Here is a 24,031-nt window from a genome sequence, read left to right as displayed (position 1 = left end):
GCCTGACCGCTGCGGGCCGGCTTCGGCTCCCAGCCTGCGGTACTCCCGCATCGGTGACGACGGGCCGCCCGGCCTCCGGCCTTCGGCCCGGCGATCCAGTCGATCTGACGTACCGGCCGTCGGGGGTGAGCCGTTCGGCCTACGGGGGCATGGCGCTCGGTGTCAGCCCTCCTCGTGGGCCAGCCAGAGGTCGGGGCCGAAGACCTCGTAGCGGATACGGCGGGCGGGGACGCCGGACTGGAGGAGCTGGGTGCGGACCGCGCGCATGAAGGACAGCGAGCCGCACAGGTACACGTCGGCGTCGGTCGGCAGGGCCAGTCCGTGCACGTCCATCAGGCCGCTGCGGGCGCCGGGTTCACCGTCAGTGTCCCGCTCGTACCAGAACTCCGCACGAGCGTCCGGCAGCCGGCTCACCAGACGACGGACATCGTCGCGCAGGGCGTGGTCGGCCGGGGAGCGGTCGGCATGCAGGACCCAGACCCGTCGGGTGGAGCCGGTGGCGGCGAGGTGCTCGAGCATGCCGGCCATCGGGGTGCATCCGATGCCGGCCGACACCAGCACCAGCGGCGCGTCGGAATCGTCGAGGACCACGTCGCCGAATGGGGCCGACAGGGTGAGTTCGTCGCCGGCCTGGACGGTGCGGTGCAGGTGATGGGACACCTCGCCCTCAGGGGCCTCGGCCACGCTCGCGACCCGTTTGACCGTGATGCGGCGCATCTTCTGACAGGGGGCGCCGGACAGGCTGTACTGGCGCAGCTGGTGTACGCCGTCGGGCATGCGGACCCGGACACTGACGTACTGGCCGGCCTTGGCGGGCGGTACGGGTTCGTCGTCGGCAGGGTACAGCACAAAGGACACGACGTCGGGGGTCTCCTCCCGGCGCTCGACGACGGCCCACTGCCGCCAGGGGCCGCGCGGGTCGACGCCGGCCTCCTGGTACAGGCGGGCCTCCTGGGCGATGAGCGCGCCGGCCATCAGCCAGTACACCTCGTCCCAGGCGGCGGCGACTTCCGGAGTGACCGTGTCTCCGAGGACATCGGCGATGGCGCCGAACAGATATTTGTGGACGATCGTGTACTGGTCCTCGGTCACGCCGAGTGCCGCGTGCTTGTGGGCGATCCGGGACAGCAGTGCGTCCGGGCGGGCGTCGGGGTCGGCGAGCAGCGCCCGGGCGAAGGCGGCGATGGAACCGGCCAGCGCCTTGCGTTGCTCACCGCTGGCCTGGTTGCCGCGGTTGAACAACCCGTCCAGCAGTTCTGGCTGTTCCGCGAACATCGTGCCGTAGAAGCGAGTCGTGATCTCGTCAAGGGCTCCGCCGACGGTGGGCAGGGTGGCGCGGACGACGGTGGCGGACTCGAGGGAAAGCATGGGTCTCCTCAGAAGTGCAGACGACGGGGCGTGCGGCTCAGGCATCGCATCTGCAATTCGTTTACCAGCCGATCGGCCCCCTCGGCGCCCCGGGCGACGCGATCGAGGACGAACGGCTGCGCAGGTCAGGCCGGTCAGGCCCAGGAATGAGGATGAACCGGGGCCGTGTGGCCCTACCGGCATGCCACCGTCCCGGTGAGCCTGGCCCCGCCCGCGTCCCCTGATACCGGGGGCGAAAGCCGCAACCGACCATCTGGACGTGGCCCGTGCCCGACGTCGGATCGCGCGCCGGCAGGCGCAGATCGGGGCTCTCGCGTTCGGGCAGTCGGGCGCCGGTCGGGACGAAACGGCATCAGGCGCGCCATGGCGCCCAGAGGATTCGAAACCGCGTTCGTAGGCGGCGGTGGGCTCAGTGGCCGTTCCTTCCCAGCCGGTCCCGGGCCTGGGTGGCAATGACGGCGGCCTGGATGCGACGTTCCACCCCGAGCTTGGCGAGCAGGCGGGAGATGTGGTTCTTCACCGTCTTCTCCGCGAGGTACGGTCGCTGGCCGATCTGCCGGTTGGTCAGCCCCTCGCCGATCAGGGCCAAGGTCTCCCGCTCGCGTGTGGTCAGACCGGGCAGGGCGTCCGGCTCCGGCAGGCCAGCTCGGGCAACCGCGAGCGCGGTTCCCGGCACACCGTTACGCCGTCGCCGTCGCCGTCGCCGTCGCCGTCGCCGTCGCCGTCGCCGTCCGGCAGGCGGACGTCGAGAACAGCCACGTCGGGGCGCAGGGCGGGGGCGCGGTTCAGGGACTGCTCGACGGTGGCGGCCTCCCCTCGACCACCGTGATGTCCAGTTCGTCATTCAGCAGGTCGTGCACCCCGCGCCGTACCACCTCGTGGTCGTCCAGCAGGAAGACCCGGATCGGAGTGCCGGGTCCGGGCCGGTCGCTGTTCACCATCAGATGCTCCTCATCCTGTGTTCCCTGCTGCTGTGTGTGACGCGCCAGTATCCGAACAGGGGCCGTTCGCCTTCGCGATCCTTCAGTCCTCGGTAGGAGGGCCCACGCGCTGCCCCGGGCTGCGGCGCACTGACTGCGTCACTCTCACTGAACCCGCCCGGAACGAACACCGGCGGACGGGACCGAACGGCCCTGCCGCTCACCCGCACGGCCCTACCCGTGTGTGACCGGCCGCGCACAGACTGGTGGTGACGCCGACACGACCGGAGGACAGACCATGCCGACCGTTCCCACCGACGAGGAGCTGCGGGCGCTGGACGCCCACTGGCGGGCCGCGAACTACCTGGCGGTCGGACAGATCTACCTGATGGACAACCCGCTGCTCACCGAGCCCCTGCGTCCGGAGCACATCAAGCCCCGGCTGCTCGGGCACTGGGGCACCTCACCGGGCCTGAACCTGGTCCACACCCACCTCAACCGGGTCATCAGGGCCCGCGGCCAGGACGCCCTGTGCATGTGGGGCCCCGGCCACGGCGGCCCAGCCGTGCTGGCCAACTCGTGGCTGGAGGGCACGTACTCCGAGACCTACCCGAACGTCAGCCGGGATGCGGCGGGTATGGGGCGGCTGTTCAAGCAGTTCTCCTTCCCCGGCGGTGTGCCGAGCCATGTGGCGCCCGAGACGCCCGGTTCGATCCACGAGGGCGGCGAGCTGGGCTACGCTCTCTCGCACGCCTACGGTGCCGCGTTCGACAATCCGGACCTGCTGGTGGCCTGCGTCATCGGCGACGGCGAGGCGGAGACCGGACCGCTGGCCGCCTCCTGGCACTCCAACAAGTTCCTGGACCCGGTGCACGACGGCGCCGTCCTGCCGATCCTGCACCTGAACGGCTACAAGATCGCCAATCCGGCGGTGCTCGCCCGCTTGCACGGACCCGAGCTGGACGACCTGCTGCACGGCTACGGCCACGAGCCGATCCACGTCACCGGCGACGACCCCATGACCGTCCACCGCGCCATGGCCGAGGCCATGGACACCGCGCTGGACCGCATCGCGCTCATCCAGCACGCCGCACGCGAGGAGGGCGTGGTCGAACGGCCGCACTGGCCGGTGATCGTGCTGCGCACCCCCAAGGGATGGACCGGGCCCGCCGAAGTCGACGGCCTCCCGGTCGAGGGCACCTGGCGCGCCCACCAGGTCCCGCTGTCCGCCGTCCGCGACCATCCCGAGCACCTGCGCCAACTGGAGGCGTGGCTGCGCTCGTACCGTCCGGAAGAGCTGTTCGACGACCACGGCCGCCCCACCGCCCAGGTGCTCGACTGCGTACCCGAAGGACACCGCAGGCTCGGTGCCACCCCACACGCCAACGGTGGGCTCAGGTTGCGCGATCTGCCGGTGCCGCCGCTGGAGCGGTACGCGATCGACGTCGACAAGCCAGGAGTGACCCTGCACGAGCCGACGCGAGTCCTCGGCGGCCTGCTGGAGCAGGTCATGGAGGACACCACCGAGCGCCGTGACTTCCGGCTGGTCGGCCCCGACGAGACCGCCTCCAACCGGCTCCAGGCCGTCTACGGCGCCACCGGCAAGGCGTGGCAGGCCAAGACTCTCGACGTCGACGAGCATCTGGACCGGCACGGCCGGGTCATGGAGATCCTCTCCGAACACACCTGCCAGGGCTGGCTCGAGGGCTACCTCCTCACCGGCCGGCACGGCATGTTCTCCTGCTACGAGGCGTTCGTCCACATCGTCGACTCCATGGTCAACCAGCACATCAAATGGCTGCGCACCACCCGCCGACTGCCCTGGCGCGCGCCGATCGCCTCGCTGAACTACCTTCTCACCTCGCACGTGTGGCGGCAGGACCACAACGGTTTCTCCCATCAGGACCCCGGCTTCGTCGACCACGTCCTCAACAAGGCACCCGAGGTCGTCCGGGTCTACCTGCCGCCGGACACCAACACCTTGCTGTCGGTCGCCGACCACGTCCTGGACAGCCGCGATTACGTCAACGTGGTGGTCGCCGGCAAGCAGCCCTGCTTCGACTGGCTGACCCTCGACCAGGCCCGCGCCCACTGTGCCCGCGGCGCCGGGATCTGGGAGTGGGCGGGCACCGAGGACGGCAGCCGTGAGCCCGACATCGTCCTCGCCGCGGCCGGGGACGTGCCCACCCAGGAGATCCTGGCCGCTGCCCAGCTGATCCGCCGCCACCTGCCCGACCTGATGGTGCGCGTGGTCAACGTGGTCGACCTGGCCCGGCTGCTGCCCCACGAGGAACACCCGCACGGTATGAAGGACGCCGATTTCGACGCCCTGTTCACCCGGGACAAGCCGGTCATCTTCGCCTACCACGGCTACCCGTGGCTGATCCACCGGCTCGCCTACCGCCGAGCGGGGCACCCGAACCTCCACGTACGCGGATACAAGGAGATCGGCACCACGACCACGCCCTTCGACATGGTCGTCCGCAACGACCTCGACCGCTACCGGCTCGTCATGGACGCCATCGACCGCGTCCCCGGCCTCGCCGTACGCGCCGCGTCGCTGCGGCAGCAGATGGAGGACACCCGGCTGCGCCACCACGCCTGGATCCGCGAGCACGGCACCGACCTACCCGAGGTCGCCGACTGGACCTGGACCGGCTGACCGCCGAACGGGCCCCGCAAAGGGGACGGACAAGGCCGTGACGAATCAGCGTCTCGCCGCGAGTACCGCAGGCCTGGCTCCCGCCGTGGAGGAGGTGGCTGATCGGCAGCTGGCGGCACAGCGGCGGATTGTCGTGGGCGTCGACGGCTCCTTCGGCGCCGCCCAGGCGTTTGCCTGGGCGGCGGAGCAAGCGCGTGACAGGCACGCGGTCCTGGACGCGGTGGCGGCCTGGGAGGAACTCGGCCACGGCGAAGGCCGCCCGGCACCGGCCCGGGGCGGACAGCTCGCCGTCACCCGCGACCGCTGGGACGACCGCCCCACCCGACGACCATGACCCCACACCTATCTGTGCGAGCTTTAGCGACGCAGAGATGACCTAGCGGCCGAGGGCCTGTCGCACGGTCAGGTTGTGGTATTTCCGCAGCCGGTACAGTTCCCAGCACGACAACACCGTCACCGACACCGGAGCGCCGAGCAGGAACACGATCCGGGCAAGGACGGGAACCTCGGCGTTCTCGTTGTTGATCACGTCGAGGGCGGCCATCACCCACACCAGCAAGGTGGCGAGGATCGGCGGCAGCACCGCGTGGATGTCGGCGGTGCGGAACACGTGCATGAGGCAGAGTGCGATCCCGTACAGGGCGAAGCCCAGCGACCACGTGCAGAGGGTGATGACGACGACCATGCCGGGGGTCCCGATGGCGTCACGGAAGCCGGCGGTCTCCGGGTCGGGCGCGACGGCGAGGGGGAACGTGGCCATGGCCCCCATCAGAGCCGCCACCGCCCCGAAGGACTTCAGGGACCGACGCAGGTAGAGCCCGCGCAGCGCACCCTGCGCGGCGAACGCGAACAGGGCGATCATGAACGGGAAGGCGCACACGAGGACGAGTGTGCTGATCCAGCTCTGGTTGAACTTGTCGCCCGCGACGGTCTCGACGCCCTTGGCGGTGTCGACCGGCTTGTACGACATGACCAGCACGAGCCAGGCGGCGATGCCGAGCCCGGTCCGCCACATCTGGATCTTGCGTACCGTCAGGTCCTCGACGGCGTCCGGGCGCGAGGGGCGGAAGGCCCGCTGGGCGGCGTAGAACGGGTTGTAGACGCACTTGAGGATCCGTTGGCTGCGCGTCAGCGGCGGGCGCGGGAACGGCGGCTGCAAGCCACCGCCGTGCGGATGCCGCGGGTACCCCTGCGGCGGCACGGGCGCGGGCTGCGGCGGGTAGGGACCCACGCCGGGACCGCCGGGGTACGAGGGGTGTCCGGCCCCGGGGTAGGGCTGATGGCCGGGACCTGGGCCCGGCTGTCCACCGGGACCGGGACCGGGTCCGGGTCCGCCCGTCGGATCCCAGTAACCATTGCCGTTCGTACTCATGCCGTGCTCCCCCGATGTTTCGATCTGTGCCGTGCGCGGCGCGGTTCGAACCGCCCGCTCAGCGTGCGGCGTGATCCTACCCATCGCGGAGGCCGAGAAGCACACGTTCCGGGACCGGGCCGGGCACCGGTGGGTAATGACCTGGGGTGCGATAGGGAGCGGCAGCGTTCTTCTGGCAGGCCTGTTCGCCCTACCCTGTTTCGCCATGAATTGGGCAACGCTCTTTGTGCTCCTCGCGGTCGCGGCGTTCTTCAGTTCGGGAGCCCTCATCCAGGTCCAGGGTCGGGGCCAGTAGTGGCGAGTCATGGCAGTTCGCTCCGGCCAGGACCCGGCCCAGCGGGATTCCGTAACCGTCCGTCATTCCAGGGTGGTGTCGATGGCGTTGACGGCGTCGTGTGCGGCTTGGTGGGTGAGGTGGCTGTAGATGTTGGCGGTGGTGGAGAGGGTGGAGTGGCGCAGGGTCTTGGAGACGATGGTGAGGGGGATGCCTGCGGTAAGTCGACACCACCAGTCTCCGCCCAGGGACACATCATGCGACCACCTCATGCCCTACAGGGGGCTGACCTGGAGATTCCTCTTGGCGTGGCGACAAGTGCGGTAGCGCGGCTGTTGGTGCGTGCGCGGATGATCAACGTGAATAGTGTGCCAAGCATGCCATCGGTGGGGACTGAGTCAGGCTGATGGCAGTTTCCTCGGGCGGATTCCGGAAGCGGCCAGAGTCGTTTGCTGCCCGTATGGTCGCGCGCACGCGCGTATGTGGCACTCTGGCCGCATGACGTGGAACGGTGAGGAGTACCAGTCCCGGTTCGACCGCATAGCCGCCGAAGGAGGGGATATCCACGGTGAGGCCGCGCTGGTCCGTTCCTTCCAGCCCGCCTCGGTCCTCGATGCGGGCTGTGGCACCGGGCGGGTGGCCATCGAGCTGGCCCGCCACGGGATCGCCGTGACGGGCGTGGACGTCGACGAGTCGATGCTCGCCACCGCCCGGCGCCGGGCGCCGGGGATCAGCTGGTACCAGCGCGACTTGGTGGACCTCGACCTCGGGCAGTCGTTCGACGTTGTGGTGATGGCGGGCAACGTCCCGCTGTTCACCCCGCCGGGAACGGAGCCGGCCCTGGTGGCCGGGGTGGCCGGTCACGTCCGTCCGGCCGGGCGCCTGGTCGCCGGGTTCTCCCTGAACCGCGGTTACACGCTGGACGACTACGACGCTCATTGCCGTGCGGCGGGACTCACCTTCGAAGTCCGTTACGCGACGTGGTCCCGGGAGCCTTACACCGGCGGAGAGTACGCCGTTTCCGTGCACTGTAGGCCCTGACCGGCCACCGCCGGGCCCGGCGCTCAGGACAGTGCGTCCCGGAGCGCGTCGGCCAACTCCGCAGGACGGTCGCGCAGCAGGTTGTGCTCGGCGGCGATCAGCGCGGTCGTGTGGCCGCCCGTCGTCAGCGCCGCCCACGCGGCGATGTCCTCCTCGGCGACGGTCTCGTCCTCCGTGGCGCGGATGGCCAGGATCGGCGACGCCACGGGTGACCATCGGGTGGTTCCGGCGAGGTACTCGTGGGTCGCCCGGTAGTCTGCGCGCAGAGCCGGAGCCACCAGCTCCAGGACGTCCGGGGCGTCGAGCAGTTCGGCGGGCAGGTAGCCGTCCGCGACGACCTGGGCGAAGAACTGGTCGTCCGGGAGGTCCCAGAGCCCGGCGGCCGTACGGACGGGCGTCCCCGGCGCCTGTTGCGCCGAAACCGCGAGCAGAACGGCGCTCTCCGGCTCCAGCGCACGGGCCGTCTCGTACGCCAGCACCGACCCTGACGAGTGGCCGTAGAGGATGATCCGCGCCTCGCCCGCGTGCGTACGGATGGCGTCCGCCAGCCGCCCGGCCACGGCCGGAAGGTCGGCGATCGGAGCGTGGTCGAGCAGCGCCTCCCGCCCGGGCAGACGGATCGCCACCGGATGGGGGTCCGGAGCCAGGGCCCGGCCCAATGCCAGCACCGCGCCGACGCCCGCGCCCGCGTGCGGGAACAGGTATGCCACCCGCCCCGGCTGCTCGGCGGGCACGAGGTCCACCAGCCAGTTCTCGCTCACCGCAACTCCTGCGTCTCTGCCGGGTCCAGGACGGCGGCGAGGGAGCGGAGGTAGTCGCAGGCGGTGTCCAGAAGGCGTTCCGCCTGGCCGCCGTTGCCCGCGTGCGCCAGCCGCAACCTCATCTCGCCCCCCTTCGTGTACGCGCTGAACTCCCAGTGAAATGGCCTTGGGTTATCCGGGGCCCGGTCACCCCGGTGCGGTAACGGGACTTCCACCAGGCCGTCGTCGCTCCGTCCGGCCGTGCCCGTGAACACCGTTCCGAGCCGGCCCAGGTAGTTCACGCTCACCCACGGGCGTTCCGTCTCCGCGGGCCGGGACCGAGCGGCGGTGTCCGGGGTGCCGTACCGCACCAGGCCGTGTTCGAGGGCATGGCGTGAACGGGCCTCCCGGGCGCTGTCGAGCACCTCGCGCGGCTCGGCATCCGGCGCGGCGTCGACCAGCACGGGGGCCAGGGTGGTGAACCAGCCCACTGTCCGCGACAGGTCCGCACCGCCGACCACCTCCTCTTCACGGCCGTGCAGTTCCATCACGACGCGGAGCCCGCGGCAGTCCAGGTCGGCTGCGGCTGCGCCCGCCGCGGCCGCCAGCACGGCGTCAGCCGGGTGCGCGCCCAGCCTCCGCAGGCCCTCGAGCAGGGAGCGGGTGTGCACCGAGTCGAGCGCGCGCTCGACGACGCGGGTGTCGCCCTCGTACGTCGTGGGTGGCGGACCGGGGATGGCGCCGGGGGTGTCGGCCCGTACGGCCGGGCCGAGGCGCCTGGCGAGGCCGTCGGCGTGCTCCGCCAGGGAACGCGCCCACTGGTGGTAGGGGATGGGCACCGGGGGCAGCCGGACGGGATCTCCCGCGGCGCGGTTGACGCAGGCGGCCCGCAGGTCGTCCAGGAACACGCCCCACGACAGCACGTCCACCACAAGGTGGTGCGCGGTGAGGACCAGTAGGCGGCTGCCTGCCGCGTCCCGGATCAGCGTGGCGCGCAGCAGTGGCCCCCCGGAGATGTCGACACCCCGCCTGGCCCGGTTGATCGCGGCGGACACGGCATCGTCGTCGGATGCCGTCACGTCCTCGATCGCCACGGTCTGCGCCGTCGGATCGCTGACCTGCTCCCATTCCGTTCCCCGTCGGCGAAAGCGGTGGCGCAGCACGCCGTGGTGGTCGGCCACCGCTTGGACGGCGGCCAGCAGCGTCTGTGAGGCCAGCGACCGCGGTACGCGCACCCCGACCGACTGGTTCCAGTGGTTCGCGTCGGACAGATCCAGCCCGAAGAACCAGCGTTGGACCGGGGTCAGGGGGATGGACCTGCGCCGGGCGAAGGTCTCGCTCACCTTGGTCGCCCCGGCGGCCGAGGTGGTGACCCGGGCCAGCGACCGGATGGTCGGGTGGGTGAACAGATGCCGACGGGTGACCTGGAGCCCCTTTTCGGCGGCCTTGGTGGCGATCCGCACGGCCTGCACCGAGTCGCCGCCCAGCGCGTAGTAGTCGTCATCCAGGCCGACGTACCGGACGCCGAGGATTTCGCGCCACACGCTCGCCAGCGCGGCCTCGACCTCGGTCATGTCCCGGGCCTGCACGGGCTTCCCGGGGCCGGTGACCACTGGTGTCGGCAGGACGCGCGAGGCCTTGCCGTCCGGCGTCCTCGGCAGCCGCGCCTCGCATCGCAGTTCTTCGGGCAGGAGGTGGGCCGGCAGCTCGCGGCGCAGCGCGTCCATCAGCTCGCCCTCGGGCACCGAACCGTCCGTCTCCACCACCGCGACGGACCGTTCCGCTCCGCCTCCTGGAGCCGTGGCCGCCCGTACGGCCGGGTGCCCCCGCAGCACGCGCTCGACCCGGGCCGGGGCATGGTGGTAGCCGTGTTCGGAGTGGATCTCCGCGATCCGGCCGAGCACGACCAGCCTGCCGTCCTGGAGGAACACGCCGGCGTCCCCCGTCCGCCGCACTCGGGCATCGGGTGCCAGCGGGTGACTGAGCGCGGGGTCCTCCCGTGCCGCGCCGAGCGGTGCTGGCGCCCCCTCGGCACCGACGCAGATCTCCCCGGGCACCCCCGTCGGGCAGGCACGGCCCCACGGGTCCACCACGCACAGCAGCGGATCGGCCGAGGGCCTGCCCACGGGCACGATGCCGGTGACCGGTTCCACAACCGTCGCGGCATGGCCGGTGGGCACCTCCTCCTCGGCGACCACCGGTCCCCACTCGACACCGCCGTACCTGTGCACGAGGCGGCTTTGCGGAGCGTGGTTCCGCCACCGGTCGGCGAGGTCCGAGCCGAGGGTCTCGCCGCTTACCACCAGGGTCCGCACCGACGGGGTGCCGCCGTCCTCGTCCAACCGGCGGAGGAGATCGGCCAGTTCGGTGGGGGTGACCTGGGCCGAGGCCGCCGCTCGCCCCCGGGCGAGCTCCGCCAGCCGCGTGGCGGGAGCCAGGGGCACCGCGGTACTCCCTACCGCGAGAGCGGTGAGCAGGTCGAGTGCGAGACGGTCGGCCGTGCCGCGGGCGATCAGCACTTCGCCCCGCTCATCGTCGCGCACCGCGCCGGCGAGCGCCCGGTGTGGGAGCGCCATCGGCCGTCGGGCGCCGGTGGTACCGCTGGTGCGTACCACCAGCAGCGGTGCCCGCGGACCGTCGGGGCGCTCTGCCGACGGCGTGGATGCCGCGGACGTGCCATGGACGCGCACCGTGGGGGTGCCCGGGTCGTCCGCGGACCCTGCCATGTCCAGCAGGGCCGATGCCCCCACCTCTGACGGCTCGTCAGACGCTTCCGTTCCCTCTCCGGTGACGGGGGCACAGACCAGACCCGCGCGCAGCACCCCGAGGCACGCGGCGGCCAGGTCGGCTGCCCGCTCTGCCCGCACGGCCACCACGGCGGGGCGGGCTGGGTCGGTGTGGACGGTGAGAGCGGCTGCCACCCGATCCGCGAGCTGGTCGATCTCGCCGTAGGTGGCCCTGTCCGTGCCGTCGACGATCGCCAGGGCCGCGGGGTCCGCCTCGGCCCACCGCCGTACACGGTCGGTGATCGGCTCACTGGGAGGCGCTCCGGTGAGCCCACGCGGGCGCGAGGCCGCCACGGTAAGGGTCCCCAGCTCGGTGTCAGGTGCGGCGAGCAGGGTGTCCAGCAAGGTTTCGAACCGGGCCGCCAGCCGGCACACCGTGGCCCGGGTGAACAGGTCCGCGTCGTACTCCCAGGTGATCGAGATCGAATCGTCGCCCTCGAAGACCGCACCCGCCAGATCGTAGACGGCTCCCGTGCGGCGCAGTGCGACCGTTTCGAGGGTCAGCGGGCCCAGGGGCACGCGTACGCCGTCGCGGTCGGCGAAGAGCAGTGCGCCCACTCCGCTCAGTGCCGGGTCGTGCGCGGTGTTCTGTCCGAAGCCGACTTCCACCAGCGGTGCGCGACTTCGGTCGCGGGGTGCGCCCACCGGTCCCAGCAAGTCCTCGAAGGTGGCGCCGCTGTGCCCGAGCCCCGCCAGCAGCGTCTCGGTGACCGAGTCGAGCAGGGCGGAGAACGTCTGGTCCGGTGTCAGCTGGGCCCGGTGCACCACGGGGAGGACGAAGTAGCCGAGCACATCGGCGAATTCGGGCCGCTCGCGGCCTGCGGTGTTCACCCCGACGGCACTGTCGCCGCGTCCGGTGTGGGCGTGCAGCAGCACGTGGAACACCGCGAGCAGCACGGCGAACGGGGTTGTCCCGGTGGCACGGGCGTGTGTGCGGACGGCGGTCACCCGGGTGGGCGACAGGTCCCTTCGCAATGCCGAGCCGCGCTGCCCGCGCACCACCGGTCGGGGGTGATCGGTGGGCAGGTCCGCGGGCGGGGGCGGAGGCGTCAAATGCCGCACCCAGTACTCGAGGTCCTCGGCGCCGCGGGGTGTCCGGGACCGTGCGATCGACCAGGACGCGAAGTCGGTGTAGGTGTGTGCGGGGGCGGGCAGGTAGGCCTCCGTGCCGCTGCTCTCCGCCGCGTAGACCACCGCCAGCTCCCTCAGCATGGTGATCATGGACCAGTAATCCGTGATCAGGTGGTGCTGGGACACCACCATCACCGGCCCCTCGGCCGGTCCGGTGTAGAGCCGGACGCGCAGCGGCGGTCGTGCGGTCAGGTCGAAGGGCTCGAACGCCGAACAGACCAGGTCCTCGCGGTTCGTGCGGTCCCAGCTCGATGGCACCGGCACGACCGCGAAGTCCACGTCCGCCCCGGCGGACACCTGCTGCACGGGGGTGCCGTCGCGCAGGGGGAAGGACGTGCGCAGAACGGGATGCCGGTGGGCCAGGGTCGTCCACGTCCGCCGCAGTGCCTCCACGTCGCAGCCGTCGGCCAGGCGCGCCGCGAAAGCCACCACGTAGGCCGACCCGCCCAGGTCGAGGCTGTCGGCGTGCCACAGCGACATCTGGTTCGGTGCCAGTGGGAATGGGCCCTCGGCCGGTCCGTGCGGCACCGGGTCGGGGTCGTCCTCGGCCCCGTCGAGCCGTTTCACGACTTCGTCGGTCAGTTCCACCAGCGTGCGTGCGCCCAGCAGAGAGGGCAGCGACAGCTTCACCCCCAGTTCCCGGTGCACGGCCATGCGCAGCCGCAGCGCGGCGAGCGATTCCACGCCGGCCGCCCGGGCTGAGGCACCGGGCTCCACCGCCGAGGGCGCCGTACCCACCACCTCGGCCACCTGGAGGCGCAGGTGATCGCACACCTCGGCGCGCCGCCGGTCCGGGGGGAGCGCTGCCAGCCGCTCCCGTAGGCCGACCGTCGCCTCGTTCCGCTCGTCCGCGAGCCGGGCGGCGAGCACCGCGCGGCGAATCTTGCCCAGCGCAGTGCGCGGCACCTCGGCCACCACGCGCACCCGCTTGGGGACCGCGTAGGGGGGCAGGCGCTGTGCGCAGTGCGCGAGCACATCGGGGGGTGCCGCCCGGGTGCCGTCGCGGAGCCGTACCGCCGCCACCAGCAGGGCCCCCCGGCCGGGCAGCGGGATTCCGGCCACTCCGGCGTCGGCGATCAGCGGGTGGTCGGCCAGCGCCTGTTCGACCTCGACCGGATTCACCTTGTGCCCGCCGGTGTCGATCAGTACCCGGGACCGCCCGACGACGGTCAGTCGACCGTGTGTGTCCAGCCTGCCCAGGTCGCCTGTTCTGTGGTGGCCGCTTCCGGGGTCGTTGACCACGGCGGGGCCGGACACCACGATCTCGCCCGTCACACCCGGCGGCAGCGGGGCGCCGCCCTCGTCGGTCACCTGGACCTGTACGCCCTTCAGCGGTCTGCCGACCGTGCCCGGGGAGGGCTCCGCCGCAACGTCCCAGCAGACGCTGCCCGCCTCCGTGCTCCCGTAGGTCTGGCGTATGGGGAGGCCGAAGCGCGCCTCGAAGCGCTGCACCACAACGGGATCGAGGAAGTTGCTTCCGGACAGGCACAGGCGCACCGTGCCCAGGTCGGCCGGAATGTCCGAGGGCAGGTCGGCCAGGGCGTCGAAGATCTGGGGCACGGCGATCAGCAGTGTGACGCGGTGCAGCGCCAGGGCGTGCACCACGGCGTCCACCGACGACGCGCCCGCGCTCCGGTCCGGCAGCACCAGCGTGGCGCCGGAGCGCACCGCCGCCAGCAGGCAGCAGAACTGTCCGAGGGCGTGGAACAGCGGCAGTGGGCAGAGCAGGACGTCATCGGAGGTGATACCCGCCGTCGCGGTGATATTGGTCGCCTCGGCGACCTGGTGGGCCTGGGTGCGGACGACGCGCTTGGGTTCGCCGGTGCTGCCCGAGGAGAGGGCGGTCACCCACGGGCCGTCCGTCGGTGATGGAGGGTGTCCCGTCGTCGACCGCGACGGGGGGAGGGGGGCGTCCACGGTGAGGACGGAGCAGCCGGCGAGTGCGGCGACGGGGTGTCCCGGCGTGGTGACCACGACGGCCGGCCGGCCGTCTGCCAGCCTCCGCCGCAGGACCTCTTCCGGCTGGTCCGGATCGATGGCCTCCACCGTGCAGCCCGCCTTGGCCGTGGCGAAGTAGGCGACCGCGAACTCGGGCCGGTTGTCCAGCGCGAGCAGCACGTGCGCACCTGGGGACGCGCCCGCACCGGTCAGTGCCGCCGCGAAGCGGTGCACGGCCGCCGCCAGCTCGCGGTAGGTCAAAGACCGCTCGCCCTGGACGATGGCGGCCGCCTCCGGGTGGGCGGTCGCTGTGTTCGTGACCATGTCGAGCACAAGGCTTGCGCTCACTGCTTATCCTCCGTCAGCCGTTCGGCCAGCTTGGCAGGGGTGGGGTTGACGAACACATCGCGCACGCTGACCCGCAGGCCCAGCCGCAGACCGATCTCGGTCACCACGGTCACCGCCCGCGCGGAGTCACCGCCGTGCAGGAAGAAGTCGGAATGGACGGTGAGACCGGTGACGCCCAGGACCCGTTCCCAGACCCGCACCAGCGCCTGCGGGGTCGGCGCCGGACGTGGCGGACCCGGCCGGGGGCGCAGCAGCGCTCTCCGGTCGATCTTCCCGGCGGGGGTCGTGGGCAGCCGGTCGACTGTGCGCACCTCGGTGGGCACCATGTGGCCGGGCAGTAGTCGGCTCAGGTGGGCGCGGAGGTCGGCGGTGTCCGCGTCGCCGTGCCCCGGGTGCCACTCCACGAAGCACACCAGTCGCTCCGCACGGCCCGCGTCGTCCGTCGGAGCGGCCACCGCGGCCCGCCGGACTGCGGGATGGGTGACCGCCACGCTCTCCGTTTCGCCCAGCTCGACGCGCTTCCCGAAGAGTTGCACTTGGTCGTCGAGTCGGCGCAGGAACTCCAGGTCGCCGGAGGGCAGTTGGCGGACCAGGTCGCCGGTGCGGAAACAGCGCTCCCCATCCACCTCGATGAACCTGCGCGCGGTGCGCTCGTCGTCGCCGACGTAGCCGATGCCGACGGTCGGGCCGCCCAGGTACAGCTCACCCGGTGTGCCCGGTACGACCGGCGCTCCCCGCGGGTCGCGGACACTGGCCCTGATGTGCGGCAGCGGCGTCCCGATGGGCGGCAGGATGTCGCGGTCGGGCCACGCGGAGAGATCGCAGAACACCGCGCCGGCGACGGTCTCGGTCGGCCCGTACTCGTTGAGGACGCGGCTGGGGAAACCCGGCGGTGGGTAGGCGGCGAGTCGCTCGCCCCCGGTGCGGATGAGCCGTACGTCGCCGAGGTCCACGCCGTCGAGACGGAAAATCGCCTCCAGCAGCAGCGGGGGGACGTAGGTCTGGGTGATCCGGTTGACGCGCAGCCAGTCCACCAGCGCGCGGGGCGACGAGCGATCGGTGTCGGCCGCGATGTGTACGGATGCGCCCGTGCTCAGGAACGGCCAGAGCTCGTCGATGGTGACGTCGAACCCGGGCGAGCCGATCTGCGCTCCGCGCTCTCGTGGTGAGGCGCCCACCAGCCGCGCGTAGGCGGCGACGTAGACGTCCAGCGCCGCACGGCTGATCAGGGTGCCCACCGGGGTGCCTGTGGATCCTGAGGTGAACAGGCAGTAGGCGGGGTCCTCCGGGCGGGCACCCGGATCGTGCGGGGCTGGGCCGTCCCGGGCCGGCAGCCCATCGGGCCGTACCGTGGGGACATCGGCGGCCGCGGCCAGTTCGTCGTCGTCGGTTACCAGCAGCGCCACGGAGGCGCGCTTCAGCAGCAGGCGTAGCCGGTCCGGTGGCTGGGCCTGGTCCAGTGGCGTGAAGCAGGCACCCGCGAGCAGCACGGCGAGTTCGAGCACGAACAGGTCTGCGGTGCGGGGCAGCACCAGCCCGACACGGTCCCCGGGGCGTACGCCGAGAGAGCTCAGGGCACCGGCCGCCGCACGGGCGGAGGAGTCGAGTTCGGCGTAGGACAACCGGGTGCCCCGGTGGTCAGTGAGCGCCGGCGAGTTCGGCGTCTGGCGGGCGTGAAGGGCCACGGCGTCGAGCATGTCCATCATTACCCCCTTTTCCTCGGGACCGGACGCGCACGGTGGGCGTGGCGCGCCCCGGGCGGCCGGGAGGTGTAGCCCGGCGGGGTCAGGAGCGGGTGCTCGCGGGCATCCTGCGCCCGACTCCGCACTCGTCGAACCACAGCGAGATCTCGGCCGTGCGGAACAAGCCGTCCGGCGCGGGCTCGTACTGCCGGTATCGGTGGATGGCGGTGAGATAGACGTGGACGGTGGCCGCCCAGCGTGTCTCCTCGTTGACCATCAGGTGCAGTTGCTTGTCGTCCTCGGGCAGGATCGGGGTGACCCGGCCGGGCGCGATGGTGAACTCGTCGCCCTGGGTGAGCTTGACCTGTTCTCCCGCGCACCGGGTGACGATGTATTTGATCTCCTTCGCCGTACCGGTGAGCGCGCTGACCGCGCCGATCGTGTCGTCGTGGTCGTGTATCGGGCTCCCCCGTCCCGGCCCCCAGAACACGAGGACGATCTGATAGGGCTCCTGTGGGTCGTTCAGCAGCAGTCGCGTGTAGTTCCCGCTCGGGCTGTACGCCTCGGCGAAGACTTGGTTCTCCGCCGAGGTGGTGAACTCCGCGAGCGTGCGGGAGAGGCTGTCGACGATCTGCTGTTGTGTGAGTTCGTCGGCCTGACTCTTGATCCGTGCGACCGCGTCGATGAGTGTGGTGACGTCCATAGATCACTTCCACTGCGTGAGTCGTTTGGATCCGCTGGGGTTGGTCGCGTGGCGGGGTACGGGGCCGCAGGTGGTGCCCGCCGGTCGGCGTCGGATGCCGACGCTCCTGGCGGTGGACGGCCCGACCCTGTGCTCCACGTGCTGCCACGGAACGGACGACCTCAACGGGTCGTCGGTCGGGGCACGGCGGGCGGACCGGGTACCGGCGACTCATTCCGGGCGTTGCGTCTGGAGCGGGTCGCGTCCGAATGGCGGTACGGACACGACCCGCAGCGGGACGGCGAGCGGAAAGTGGTGAGGTGGACAACGTGTGGCGGGGTGGTGTGCGGATTCCTCCTCCCAGGCGGGCACCGGTGGTCGGCGGGAGCCCCGGTGCGTGCGGACGGGGAGTGGGTTCGGTCTCACCCGTGGGCGGGCTCGTCCACCGCGTCGTCGCCGGGCAGCTCGCCTGAGGCGACCACGGCATCACGGAGCGGCTTGCACAGCGCGATGAGCCGTTCCGCGCGTTCGGCTCCCAGGGATCGGTAGGGAGGAGCCGCGGCGGCGTCGGTCGCGTCCTCGATCCGGGAACGCAGCCGCCTGCCCGCCTCGGTCAACTGACCGGAGGAGTCCAGGAAGCCCGATTCGGTGAGCGCGGTCACCTCCGCGTCCCACTCCTGTTCCGACCAGTCGCGGTGCTCGCGCATCTGCTGCGCCCGGAACAGGCTTCTGCCGGTGGCGGTATCGGTGACCAGCGCCGCGATGGCGCCGACACCGTGGCCGACCAGCGCGGTGATGTGGCCGTCGCCCCGGTGCTCGCGCAGGAGCGTGATGGCGTGCCACAGCACCAGGTGCGGTTCACGGGGCCACGGAAGGTCGGCGTGCGCGGCGTACAGGGGCCGTCCCTCGGGAGAGCATGCCTCGGCGGCGACTCGGGCGAGTGCGGCCGCCTCGGCGACCTCCGGGCTGTCCAGCGCTTCGTCGCCGAGGATGCGGCGCAACGCGCGGTCCACGGCAGTCAGACGGGCCTCGATCACGCACTCCGGCGAGGCCAGGTCCCACGCCCGGGGGAGATGGCGGGCGACGAGAGCGGGGTTGAAGTTGTAGAACATGGCTGCCACTGCGGCGGACGAGGCGCGGCCGAGCGCAGCGGCGCGGCCGGCGAAATACGCCATGTGCCCTGGCTGGAGTCCTACGGAGGTCAATTCCTGTTCGACCTCGGGGGCGAAATAACAGAGCAGGTGTACGGGATCTGTCTCCTGATGACATCGCGCCGCAATTAGCGGCATCGAATCGCTGACCATAATGCGATGCTAGGTTGGTCCGCCGAGCGACGTCAACAGTACATCAAAGTAAGTAAAATGATTTAAGCCAAGCCAATGTTGCGGAGTGTCGGCCCGCAGCCGGACGGGTACCTGTGATCGCAGGCGGGGGCGGTTCCCTCCGGGGGGTGGGATTAAGTCACCTGCGACGGAAACCCGTCACTCACTCGACTGCCTCTACAGTGCGTCTGAGCTGCTGTTTTAGGCACGATTGCGCCGCGTCACCTTTCGATGGTGCGCGGGCTGCGCGAACACCGGAGTCAGCCTTGCCGTAGGGAAAGGAAAGTGTTTAGTGAGCGTTAATCAATTAGGTACGGAAGATCACCCTTACGATGTCTTGGTCGTGGGTGCGAGGTGCGCGGGCGCCCCACTGGGAATGCTGCTTTCTCAACGCGGCTACGCGGTGGAGATGGTAGATCAAAACGCAGCCGGAACCGATACGGTATCCACTCACTGGATCCGGTGGCCGGGTGTTCAACAGCTTCGTGCATGGGGCCTTGTTCCAGCATTGGAGAAAACGGGCTGCCCGCCCATTGCAAGCGCCTCGCTCGATTTCGAGGGCCGTGTGGTGACGGGCGGACCGAAGGCCGGAGGGACGGAAGCCGTGACCTACGCACCCCGGCGGACCGCGTTGGATGCCCTGTTGGTGGCCGAGGCCCGCGCCAAGGGGGCGCGGCTGCGGGAACGCTTCGCGGTCACCGGTCTCATCGTCGTCGGCGGCAGGGTGGCGGGGGTGCGGGGGACCGGCCCGGACGGGCCCGTCGACCTGCACGCCCGCGTGGTCGTCGGGGCCGACGGCCGCAACTCGACGGTTGCCCGCCTGGTGAAGGCCCCGGTCCTGGAGGACAGGGGGATCCTCGCACGCAGCCTCTACGGCTACTGGAGGGGTGCCGCGGAACGGGGGGTGCGGGTGGTGTTCCGCGGTCGGCGCGGCATCTCCCTGTGGCCGACGAACGGCGATCTCACCGTGGTTTCGCTGGTCTTCCCTCCGGAGGAGGCCCCCGCCCCGGGACGTACGGCGCGGGATGCGTTCTACATGTCGTCGCTGAGAGAGGTGCCCGAGGTCGGGCAGGCCCTGGCCGGCGCGGACCTGGTATCGCAGCCTCGATCCGCAGCTGTCCGCAATGCCCGCAGACACGTCCACGGCCCAGGATGGGTCCTGGCCGGCGACGCCGGCCACCACAAGGATCCCGTCTCGGCCCAGGGCATCTCCGACGCCTTCGCCGACGCCGCCGTGCTCGCCGACGCCCTCGACGCCGGGCTCTCGGGATCCCTCGGGCTCGACGAGGCACTGGCGGGTTATTCCGCGACCCGCGATGCGCAGCGGCTCGCGGCCTTCGCCTACACCTGCCAGCAGGCCGAATTGCGTCCCTTCACCGGCGAGTTCCTCGACGACCTGACGCGGACCGCTGCCGACGAGCGGGCCGTTGAGGCATTCGTGAACACCTTCGTCGGCTGTGATGCCCCGTCGGACGCGGGCTGGCTCGGCGAGTCCCACTAGGGCGTGCCTCGAAACGAGCGCCATCCGCCCGCAGGGCGGGCCCGGCGGCGCCTGGTGCGTGCGATCGTACGGCGGAAGTTCGCCCTCGTACTGGGCGTACTCGGACGATCCCGACAACGCGGCGAGCGTGCGCGTCAGGCGCCGACGGGCAGGCGGCAGTTTCGGAACACGCCCTGAAGACACGGACTCCTCCCCTCCGTCATTGGCGGAAACGCGGTCAGTGTGCGAGACCCGGGGGAAGCCCCAGGAACAGGCCACCGCTGACCTCGATGAGCTGCCCGGTGACCCACCTCGCGTCATCCGAGGCGAGGAACGCCACGACATCGGCGACATCGGCGGGGGTGCCGATCCGGCCGAGCGCGGTCATGTCGATGATGACCTGCCTGGTTTCCGGCTGCTCCCGTCGCTCGGCCGCGGTCAGGTCGGTGTCCACGGCACCGGGGGCCACGGTGTTCACCGTGATGCCACGCTCGCCCAGCAGGTGCGCCAGGGTCCGGTTCATGGCCACCACCGCGGCCTTGGCCATCGTGTACGCCACGTCCGCCACCGCCACCCGGACCGCCGCGGAGGACACCGACACCACCCTGCCGCCGTCGGCGAGCAGCGGCAGCGCGCGCTGCACCAGGAAGAACGGCGCCCGGGCATTCACCGCGAACAGCCTGTCAAAGATCTCGGGGGTGGTGGCCTCGAAGAACGTCGTGCTGAAGCCCGCGTTGTTGACCAGCACGTCGAGTCTGTCCCGGCCGCCGTCGGCGAACCGGGAGCCCGTCTCGGCCAGCAGGCCGTCCACCCCGGCGACCGTCGACAGGTCGGCACCGACGGCGAACGCTTCTCCGCCGCGTTCACGGATGTGCGCCACGGTCTCCTGGGCAGCCCGTTCGTCGTGTGCGTAGTGGACGGCCACACGGGCGCCGTCCGCCGCCAGCCGCTCGGCGATGCCGCGGCCGATTCCGCGCGAGGAACCGGTGACCAGTGCTGTGCGGCCTTTCAGGTCGAGCATGGTGCTCCCTCAGCGAATCGACCGGTCCGCAAGGACCGGGTACGGCCGTATGGTGTTGTGCCGGTATGGGCCCGGAAGGGGCCCGGTCCTTACGGACCGGGCGGCGCGCCGGTGCCCGGGGTCAGGCCAGGGAGATCAGGTCGGCGTATTCCTCGCTCCACAGGTCTTCCTCCCCGTCGGGGAGGAAGAGGACCCGGTCGGGGCGCAGTGCCTCCACCGCGCCGCGGTCGTGGGTGACCATGACGACCGCGCCCGGATAGTCGCCCACGGCGGCCAGGACCTCGTCGCGGGAGACCGGGTCCAGATTGTTCGTGGGTTCGTCGAGCAGCAGCACGTTCGCGCCGGAGTGGATGAGACACGCCAGCGCCAGCCGGGTCTTCTCGCCGCCGGAGAGCACACCGGTGGGCTTGTCGGCGTCGTCGCCTCGGAACAGGAACGCGCCCAGCACCTGTCGCACCTCGCCGTCGGCCAGTCCCGGGGCCGCGGACGACAGCGTCTGGAACACCGTCGCGGCGGGATCGAGCGTGTCGTGCTCCTGGGCGAAGTACCCCAGACGCAGGTTGTATCCCGGCACCACCCGTCCCCGGTCGGGCCGCTCCTCACCTGCCAGGACGCGTAACAGTGTGGTCTTGCCCGCACCGTTGAGCCCCAGCACGACCAGGCGGCTGCCCCGGTCGACGGCCAGGTCGATCCCGTTGAAGACCGTGTGCTCGCCGTACGACTTGGTCAAGCCGACCGCCGCCAGCGGGATGCGCCCGCAGGGGTCCGGGGTGGGCAGCCGCACCCGGGCCACGCGTTCGGCCCTGCGTGCCGGCTCCAGTTCCCTCAGCATGGTGTCCGCACGCCGGACCATGTTCCGCGCGGCCACCGCTGTCGCCACGTGTGAGCGCATCTTCTCAGCCTGCGCGCGCAGCGCCGCCGCCTTGCGTTCGGCGTTGGTACGCTCCCTGGCTCTCCTGCGCTCGGCGGCCTCACGGTCGGCCTGGTAGCGCCGCCAACCGGTGTTGTACACCTCGATCGCGAGCCGTTCGGCGTCGACGTGGACGACCCGGTTCGCCACGGCCGCGATCAGATCAATGTCGTGACTGATCATCAGGAGACCGCCGGGGAACCCCGACAGGAAGGTGCGCAGCCAGGCGATGGAGTCCGCGTCGAGGTGGTTGGTCGGTTCATCGAGCAGCAGCGTGTCCTGCTCGGCGAAGAGGATTCTCGCCAACTCCACCCGTCGGCGCTGCCCGCCGGACAGTTCGCCGAGCCGCTGAGTCAGTACCCGGTCGGGCAGCCCGACGCCCGCGGTCACCTGTGCGGCGCCGGCCTCGGCCGCGTATCCCCCAAGGACGTCGAACTCGTCCTGCGCCCTGGTGTAGGCGCGCATGGCCCGGTCCCGCTCGGCGTCGGACCGGGCTTCGGCCATGGCGGTCTCCGCGGCGCGCATCGCGGCCGTGACCCGGTCCAGGCCACGGGCGGCCAGGACCCGGTCCATGACCGTCTGGTTCTGGTCGGCTCCGCGGGGGTCCTGTGCGAGGTACCCGACCGGTCCGGTCGCCTTGATGGTCCCGGCGGCGGGCCGCAGCTCACCCGCGATCGTGCGCATGAGCGTCGTCTTGCCCGCTCCGTTGCGCCCGACGAGGGCGACCCGGTCGCCGGGGGAGATGTGGAAGTCGACGTCCGACAGCAGCAGACGTGCACCGACACGCACATCCACACGAGAAACTGTAATCAATGAATACTCTCCGTGGCTTCCTGAAGGCAGACCTGTCCCATGAGGCGGGATCGGTCGCTAGGAAACACGCGGAGTAGACATGCGCGTCATGCTAGCAACCTACTGCCGAGACACGCCAGCCGATTCTTGGTGGGCCCGGGTCCCGTACGGCTCAGCCCGCAGCGGCACTCTCCCTCGCGGGGGCGGTGCGCGAGGCACCCATCGCCGTGGCGGCGCAGACGGCCGTGGCCACCAGGCCGAGCACCCCCATCCCGACGCCGAACCCCAGGTGCCCGGCCTCGGTGGCGCCGACGAGTAGTCCGGCCACACTCGTGCCCAGTCCGGCCGCGGTCACGTCACTGATCTGTAGCGCCGACGAGTTCGCTCCCGTCTCGTCCTCGGCGGACTGTTCGAGGACGAGTACACCGGTGGTGGGAACGCACACCCCCATGCCCAGTCCGCCCACGATCCACAGCAGGTACACCGGCCACCCCGGAGCCCCCTCGAGACACAGGGCCGTCATGCCCACGAAGCAGCACGCCAGGGCGATGAGACCCCAGCGAAGCAGCGACGACCTCGTCATCCTGGTGATCCGGCCCTGCGCCTGGGCCCCGGCCCACCAGCCGATGGATCCCGCGAGCAGGGGCAGGCCCGCAGCCGCAGTCCCGAAGCCGTGGAGCGTGGCGAGGGTCAACGGCACGACGGACTCCACGGCGTAGAACGCCCCCGCCAGCAGGCCGCGCACCGCGATCACGGCGGGTACCCCCCTGCGCAGTCGTGCCGCCCCCCGGGGCAGGAGCTCCCGCAGCCCCGCCACCAGCGCCAGCAGACCCACTCCCAGCAGGAGCACGGCCAGCGGCGTCCGCCCGGCGACGACGGCGTTGCCCCCCGACTGGAGCACGACGACTCCACCCCCGGCGAGCAGCGCGAACAGGGGCTTGCGGACCCCGCCCGCCGGGGCGCTACCGGGCGCGTCCGACGTGCGCAGGGCGGGGAGCAGCGCCCCCGCACAGGCCAGCGCCAGCGGTACCAGGCCGAGGAACACCCAGCGCCACCCGGCGTGCGCGGTGATCGTGCCCGAGAGGACCGGCCCGACCAGTGCCGGCACGACGTAGGCCGCGGAGATGATGGCCAGTGCCCGGGGGCGCAGTTCCGGCGGGTAGGCGGTGGCCACGATCTTGAACACCGCTGTCGAGGCCAGCCCGACGCCGATCCCCTGCGCGCCCCTGCCCAGGACGAACAACGCCATGTTCACAGCGGTTCCCGCCACCAGCAGTCCGACGGTGAACACGGCGATGCCGGTGAGCAGCGGTTTGCGCGGACCGACGCGGTCGCACCACTGGCCCGCCGCGCCGAGGCCCACCAGGTTCATGACCAAGAAAGCGCTGTAGGCCCAGCCGAAGAAGGCGAGCCCGCGCAGCTCGCGCACCGCCGAGGGCATTGCGGTCGCGACCGCCAGACCCTCGAACGCGAACAAGCTGATGGACACGGCGATACCGATGCTGGTGAGCCGCCACTGCGGTGCGAAAACACCAGGGGAACGTTCCACGATCTCCTCAACC

At 71.3% G+C, this 24,031-nt stretch carries 15 protein-coding genes and 2 pseudogenes; 4 read left to right on the top strand and 13 right to left on the bottom strand.

The genetic code is table 11. The features are described 5' to 3' along the window. Nucleotides 1-162: 162 nt before the first annotated feature. The gene (locus ASC60_RS25880; protein ID WP_055554987.1) at nt 163-1,368 is read right to left on the bottom strand and encodes a globin domain-containing protein; all 1,206 of its coding nucleotides are present in this window, start codon (nt 1,366-1,368) and stop codon (nt 163-165) included. Between the two features lie 409 nt (nt 1,369-1,777). Further along, a pseudogene (locus tag ASC60_RS25875) lies at nt 1,778-2,309 on the bottom strand (response regulator transcription factor). Nucleotides 2,310-2,586: 277 nt separating this feature from the next. Between ASC60_RS25875 and ASC60_RS25870 the strand changes: the two are divergent. Both ASC60_RS25870 and ASC60_RS25865 read left to right on the top strand, forming a co-directional pair. Continuing rightward, nucleotides 2,587-4,950: a phosphoketolase gene (locus tag ASC60_RS25870; RefSeq protein ID WP_055554985.1), complete on the top strand. Its 2,364-nt coding sequence runs from the start codon at nt 2,587-2,589 to the stop codon at nt 4,948-4,950. A gap of 94 nt (nt 4,951-5,044) precedes the next feature. Continuing rightward, nucleotides 5,045-5,284, top strand: a complete 240-nt coding sequence (locus tag ASC60_RS25865; protein WP_159043317.1) for a universal stress protein — start codon at nt 5,045-5,047, stop codon at nt 5,282-5,284. A 42-nt stretch (nt 5,285-5,326) separates the two neighbouring features. Here the strand turns inward: ASC60_RS25865 and ASC60_RS25860 are convergent, their stop codons facing one another. The 3 genes and pseudogenes from ASC60_RS25860 to ASC60_RS41785 form a co-directional block, all read right to left on the bottom strand. Further along, the gene (locus ASC60_RS25860; protein WP_234357131.1) at nt 5,327-6,109 is read right to left on the bottom strand and encodes a hypothetical protein; all 783 of its coding nucleotides are present in this window, start codon (nt 6,107-6,109) and stop codon (nt 5,327-5,329) included. A gap of 475 nt (nt 6,110-6,584) precedes the next feature. After that, a pseudogene (locus ASC60_RS41025) lies at nt 6,585-6,686 on the bottom strand (IS5/IS1182 family transposase); the annotation flags it as partial. Continuing rightward, entirely contained in the window at nt 6,680-6,850 is a 171-nt protein-coding gene (locus ASC60_RS41785) for a hypothetical protein (protein ID WP_199831049.1), read from the bottom strand. The gene ASC60_RS41785 and the pseudogene ASC60_RS41025, both read right to left, overlap by 7 nt. A 244-nt stretch (nt 6,851-7,094) precedes the next feature. On the opposite strand from ASC60_RS41785, the gene ASC60_RS25850 reads away from it, so the two are divergent. Then, nucleotides 7,095-7,637, top strand: a complete 543-nt coding sequence (locus tag ASC60_RS25850) for a class I SAM-dependent methyltransferase (RefSeq protein ID WP_055554977.1) — start codon at nt 7,095-7,097, stop codon at nt 7,635-7,637. A gap of 23 nt (nt 7,638-7,660) precedes the next feature. On the opposite strand, the gene ASC60_RS25845 is transcribed toward ASC60_RS25850, so the two are convergent. From ASC60_RS25845 to ASC60_RS25825, 5 genes are all read right to left on the bottom strand, one after another. Further along, the gene (locus ASC60_RS25845) at nt 7,661-8,398 is read right to left on the bottom strand and encodes a thioesterase II family protein (protein ID WP_055554975.1); all 738 of its coding nucleotides are present in this window, start codon (nt 8,396-8,398) and stop codon (nt 7,661-7,663) included. Continuing rightward, nucleotides 8,395-14,580 carry a condensation domain-containing protein gene (locus ASC60_RS25840; protein ID WP_159043316.1) on the bottom strand — a complete coding sequence of 2,062 codons (6,186 nt, stop codon included), beginning with the start codon at nt 14,578-14,580 and terminating at the stop codon, nt 8,395-8,397. Before ASC60_RS25840 ends, ASC60_RS25845 begins: the two co-directional genes overlap by 4 nt. Further along, nucleotides 14,577-16,286, bottom strand: a complete 1,710-nt coding sequence (locus ASC60_RS25835) for a non-ribosomal peptide synthetase (protein ID WP_055554971.1) — start codon at nt 16,284-16,286, stop codon at nt 14,577-14,579. The genes ASC60_RS25840 and ASC60_RS25835 overlap by 4 nt, the downstream gene beginning before the upstream one ends. 79 nt (nt 16,287-16,365) lie before the next feature. Then, complete coding sequence (locus tag ASC60_RS25830; RefSeq protein ID WP_055554969.1) at nt 16,366-16,965, bottom strand: cysteine dioxygenase family protein; 600 nt, start codon at nt 16,963-16,965, stop codon at nt 16,366-16,368. 401 nt (nt 16,966-17,366) lie between these two features. Beyond that, complete coding sequence (locus tag ASC60_RS25825; protein WP_199831047.1) at nt 17,367-18,119, bottom strand: hypothetical protein; 753 nt, start codon at nt 18,117-18,119, stop codon at nt 17,367-17,369. A gap of 439 nt (nt 18,120-18,558) precedes the next feature. Here ASC60_RS25825 and ASC60_RS25820 point away from each other — a divergent pair, with 439 nt between their 5' ends. Then, nucleotides 18,559-19,767, top strand: a complete 1,209-nt coding sequence (locus tag ASC60_RS25820; protein ID WP_159043315.1) for an NAD(P)/FAD-dependent oxidoreductase — start codon at nt 18,559-18,561, stop codon at nt 19,765-19,767. Nucleotides 19,768-19,984: 217 nt separating this feature from the next. Here ASC60_RS25820 and ASC60_RS25815 read toward each other — a convergent pair whose 3' ends face one another. The 3 genes from ASC60_RS25815 to ASC60_RS25805 form a co-directional block, all read right to left on the bottom strand. After that, nucleotides 19,985-20,767 (bottom strand): SDR family NAD(P)-dependent oxidoreductase, encoded by a 783-nt coding sequence (locus ASC60_RS25815; protein ID WP_055554965.1) that lies wholly within the window; start codon nt 20,765-20,767, stop codon nt 19,985-19,987. 121 nt (nt 20,768-20,888) lie between these two features. Then, entirely contained in the window at nt 20,889-22,490 is a 1,602-nt protein-coding gene (locus tag ASC60_RS25810) for an ABC-F family ATP-binding cassette domain-containing protein (protein ID WP_055554963.1), read from the bottom strand. Between the two features lie 151 nt (nt 22,491-22,641). Continuing rightward, entirely contained in the window at nt 22,642-24,018 is a 1,377-nt protein-coding gene (locus ASC60_RS25805; RefSeq protein WP_055554962.1) for an MFS transporter, read from the bottom strand. Nucleotides 24,019-24,031 lie beyond the last annotated feature (13 nt).

The sequence above is a fragment of the Streptomyces sp. NBRC 110028 genome, assembly GCF_001417735.1.
GTDB lineage: Bacteria > Actinomycetota > Actinomycetes > Streptomycetales > Streptomycetaceae > Streptomyces.
Note: the sequence above shows the minus strand (reverse complement) of the source record. Positions and strands in the feature narration are given on the sequence as shown.

Excerpts from the sequence above, each read along its gene's own strand:
- ASC60_RS25880 (WP_055554987.1), bottom strand. The coding sequence starts at position 1,368 with ATGCTTTCCCTCGAGTCCGCCACCGTCGTCCGCGCCACCCTGCCCACC.
- ASC60_RS25850 (WP_055554977.1), top strand. The coding sequence starts at position 7,095 with ATGACGTGGAACGGTGAGGAGTACCAGTCCCGGTTCGACCGCATAGCC.
- ASC60_RS25835 (WP_055554971.1), bottom strand. The coding sequence starts at position 16,286 with ATGATGGACATGCTCGACGCCGTGGCCCTTCACGCCCGCCAGACGCCG.
- ASC60_RS25830 (WP_055554969.1), bottom strand. The coding sequence starts at position 16,965 with ATGGACGTCACCACACTCATCGACGCGGTCGCACGGATCAAGAGTCAG.
- ASC60_RS25825 (WP_199831047.1), bottom strand. The coding sequence starts at position 18,119 with ATGGCGTATTTCGCCGGCCGCGCCGCTGCGCTCGGCCGCGCCTCGTCC.
- ASC60_RS25815 (WP_055554965.1), bottom strand. The coding sequence starts at position 20,767 with ATGCTCGACCTGAAAGGCCGCACAGCACTGGTCACCGGTTCCTCGCGC.
- ASC60_RS25870 (WP_055554985.1), top strand. The coding sequence starts at position 2,587 with ATGCCGACCGTTCCCACCGACGAGGAGCTGCGGGCGCTGGACGCCCAC.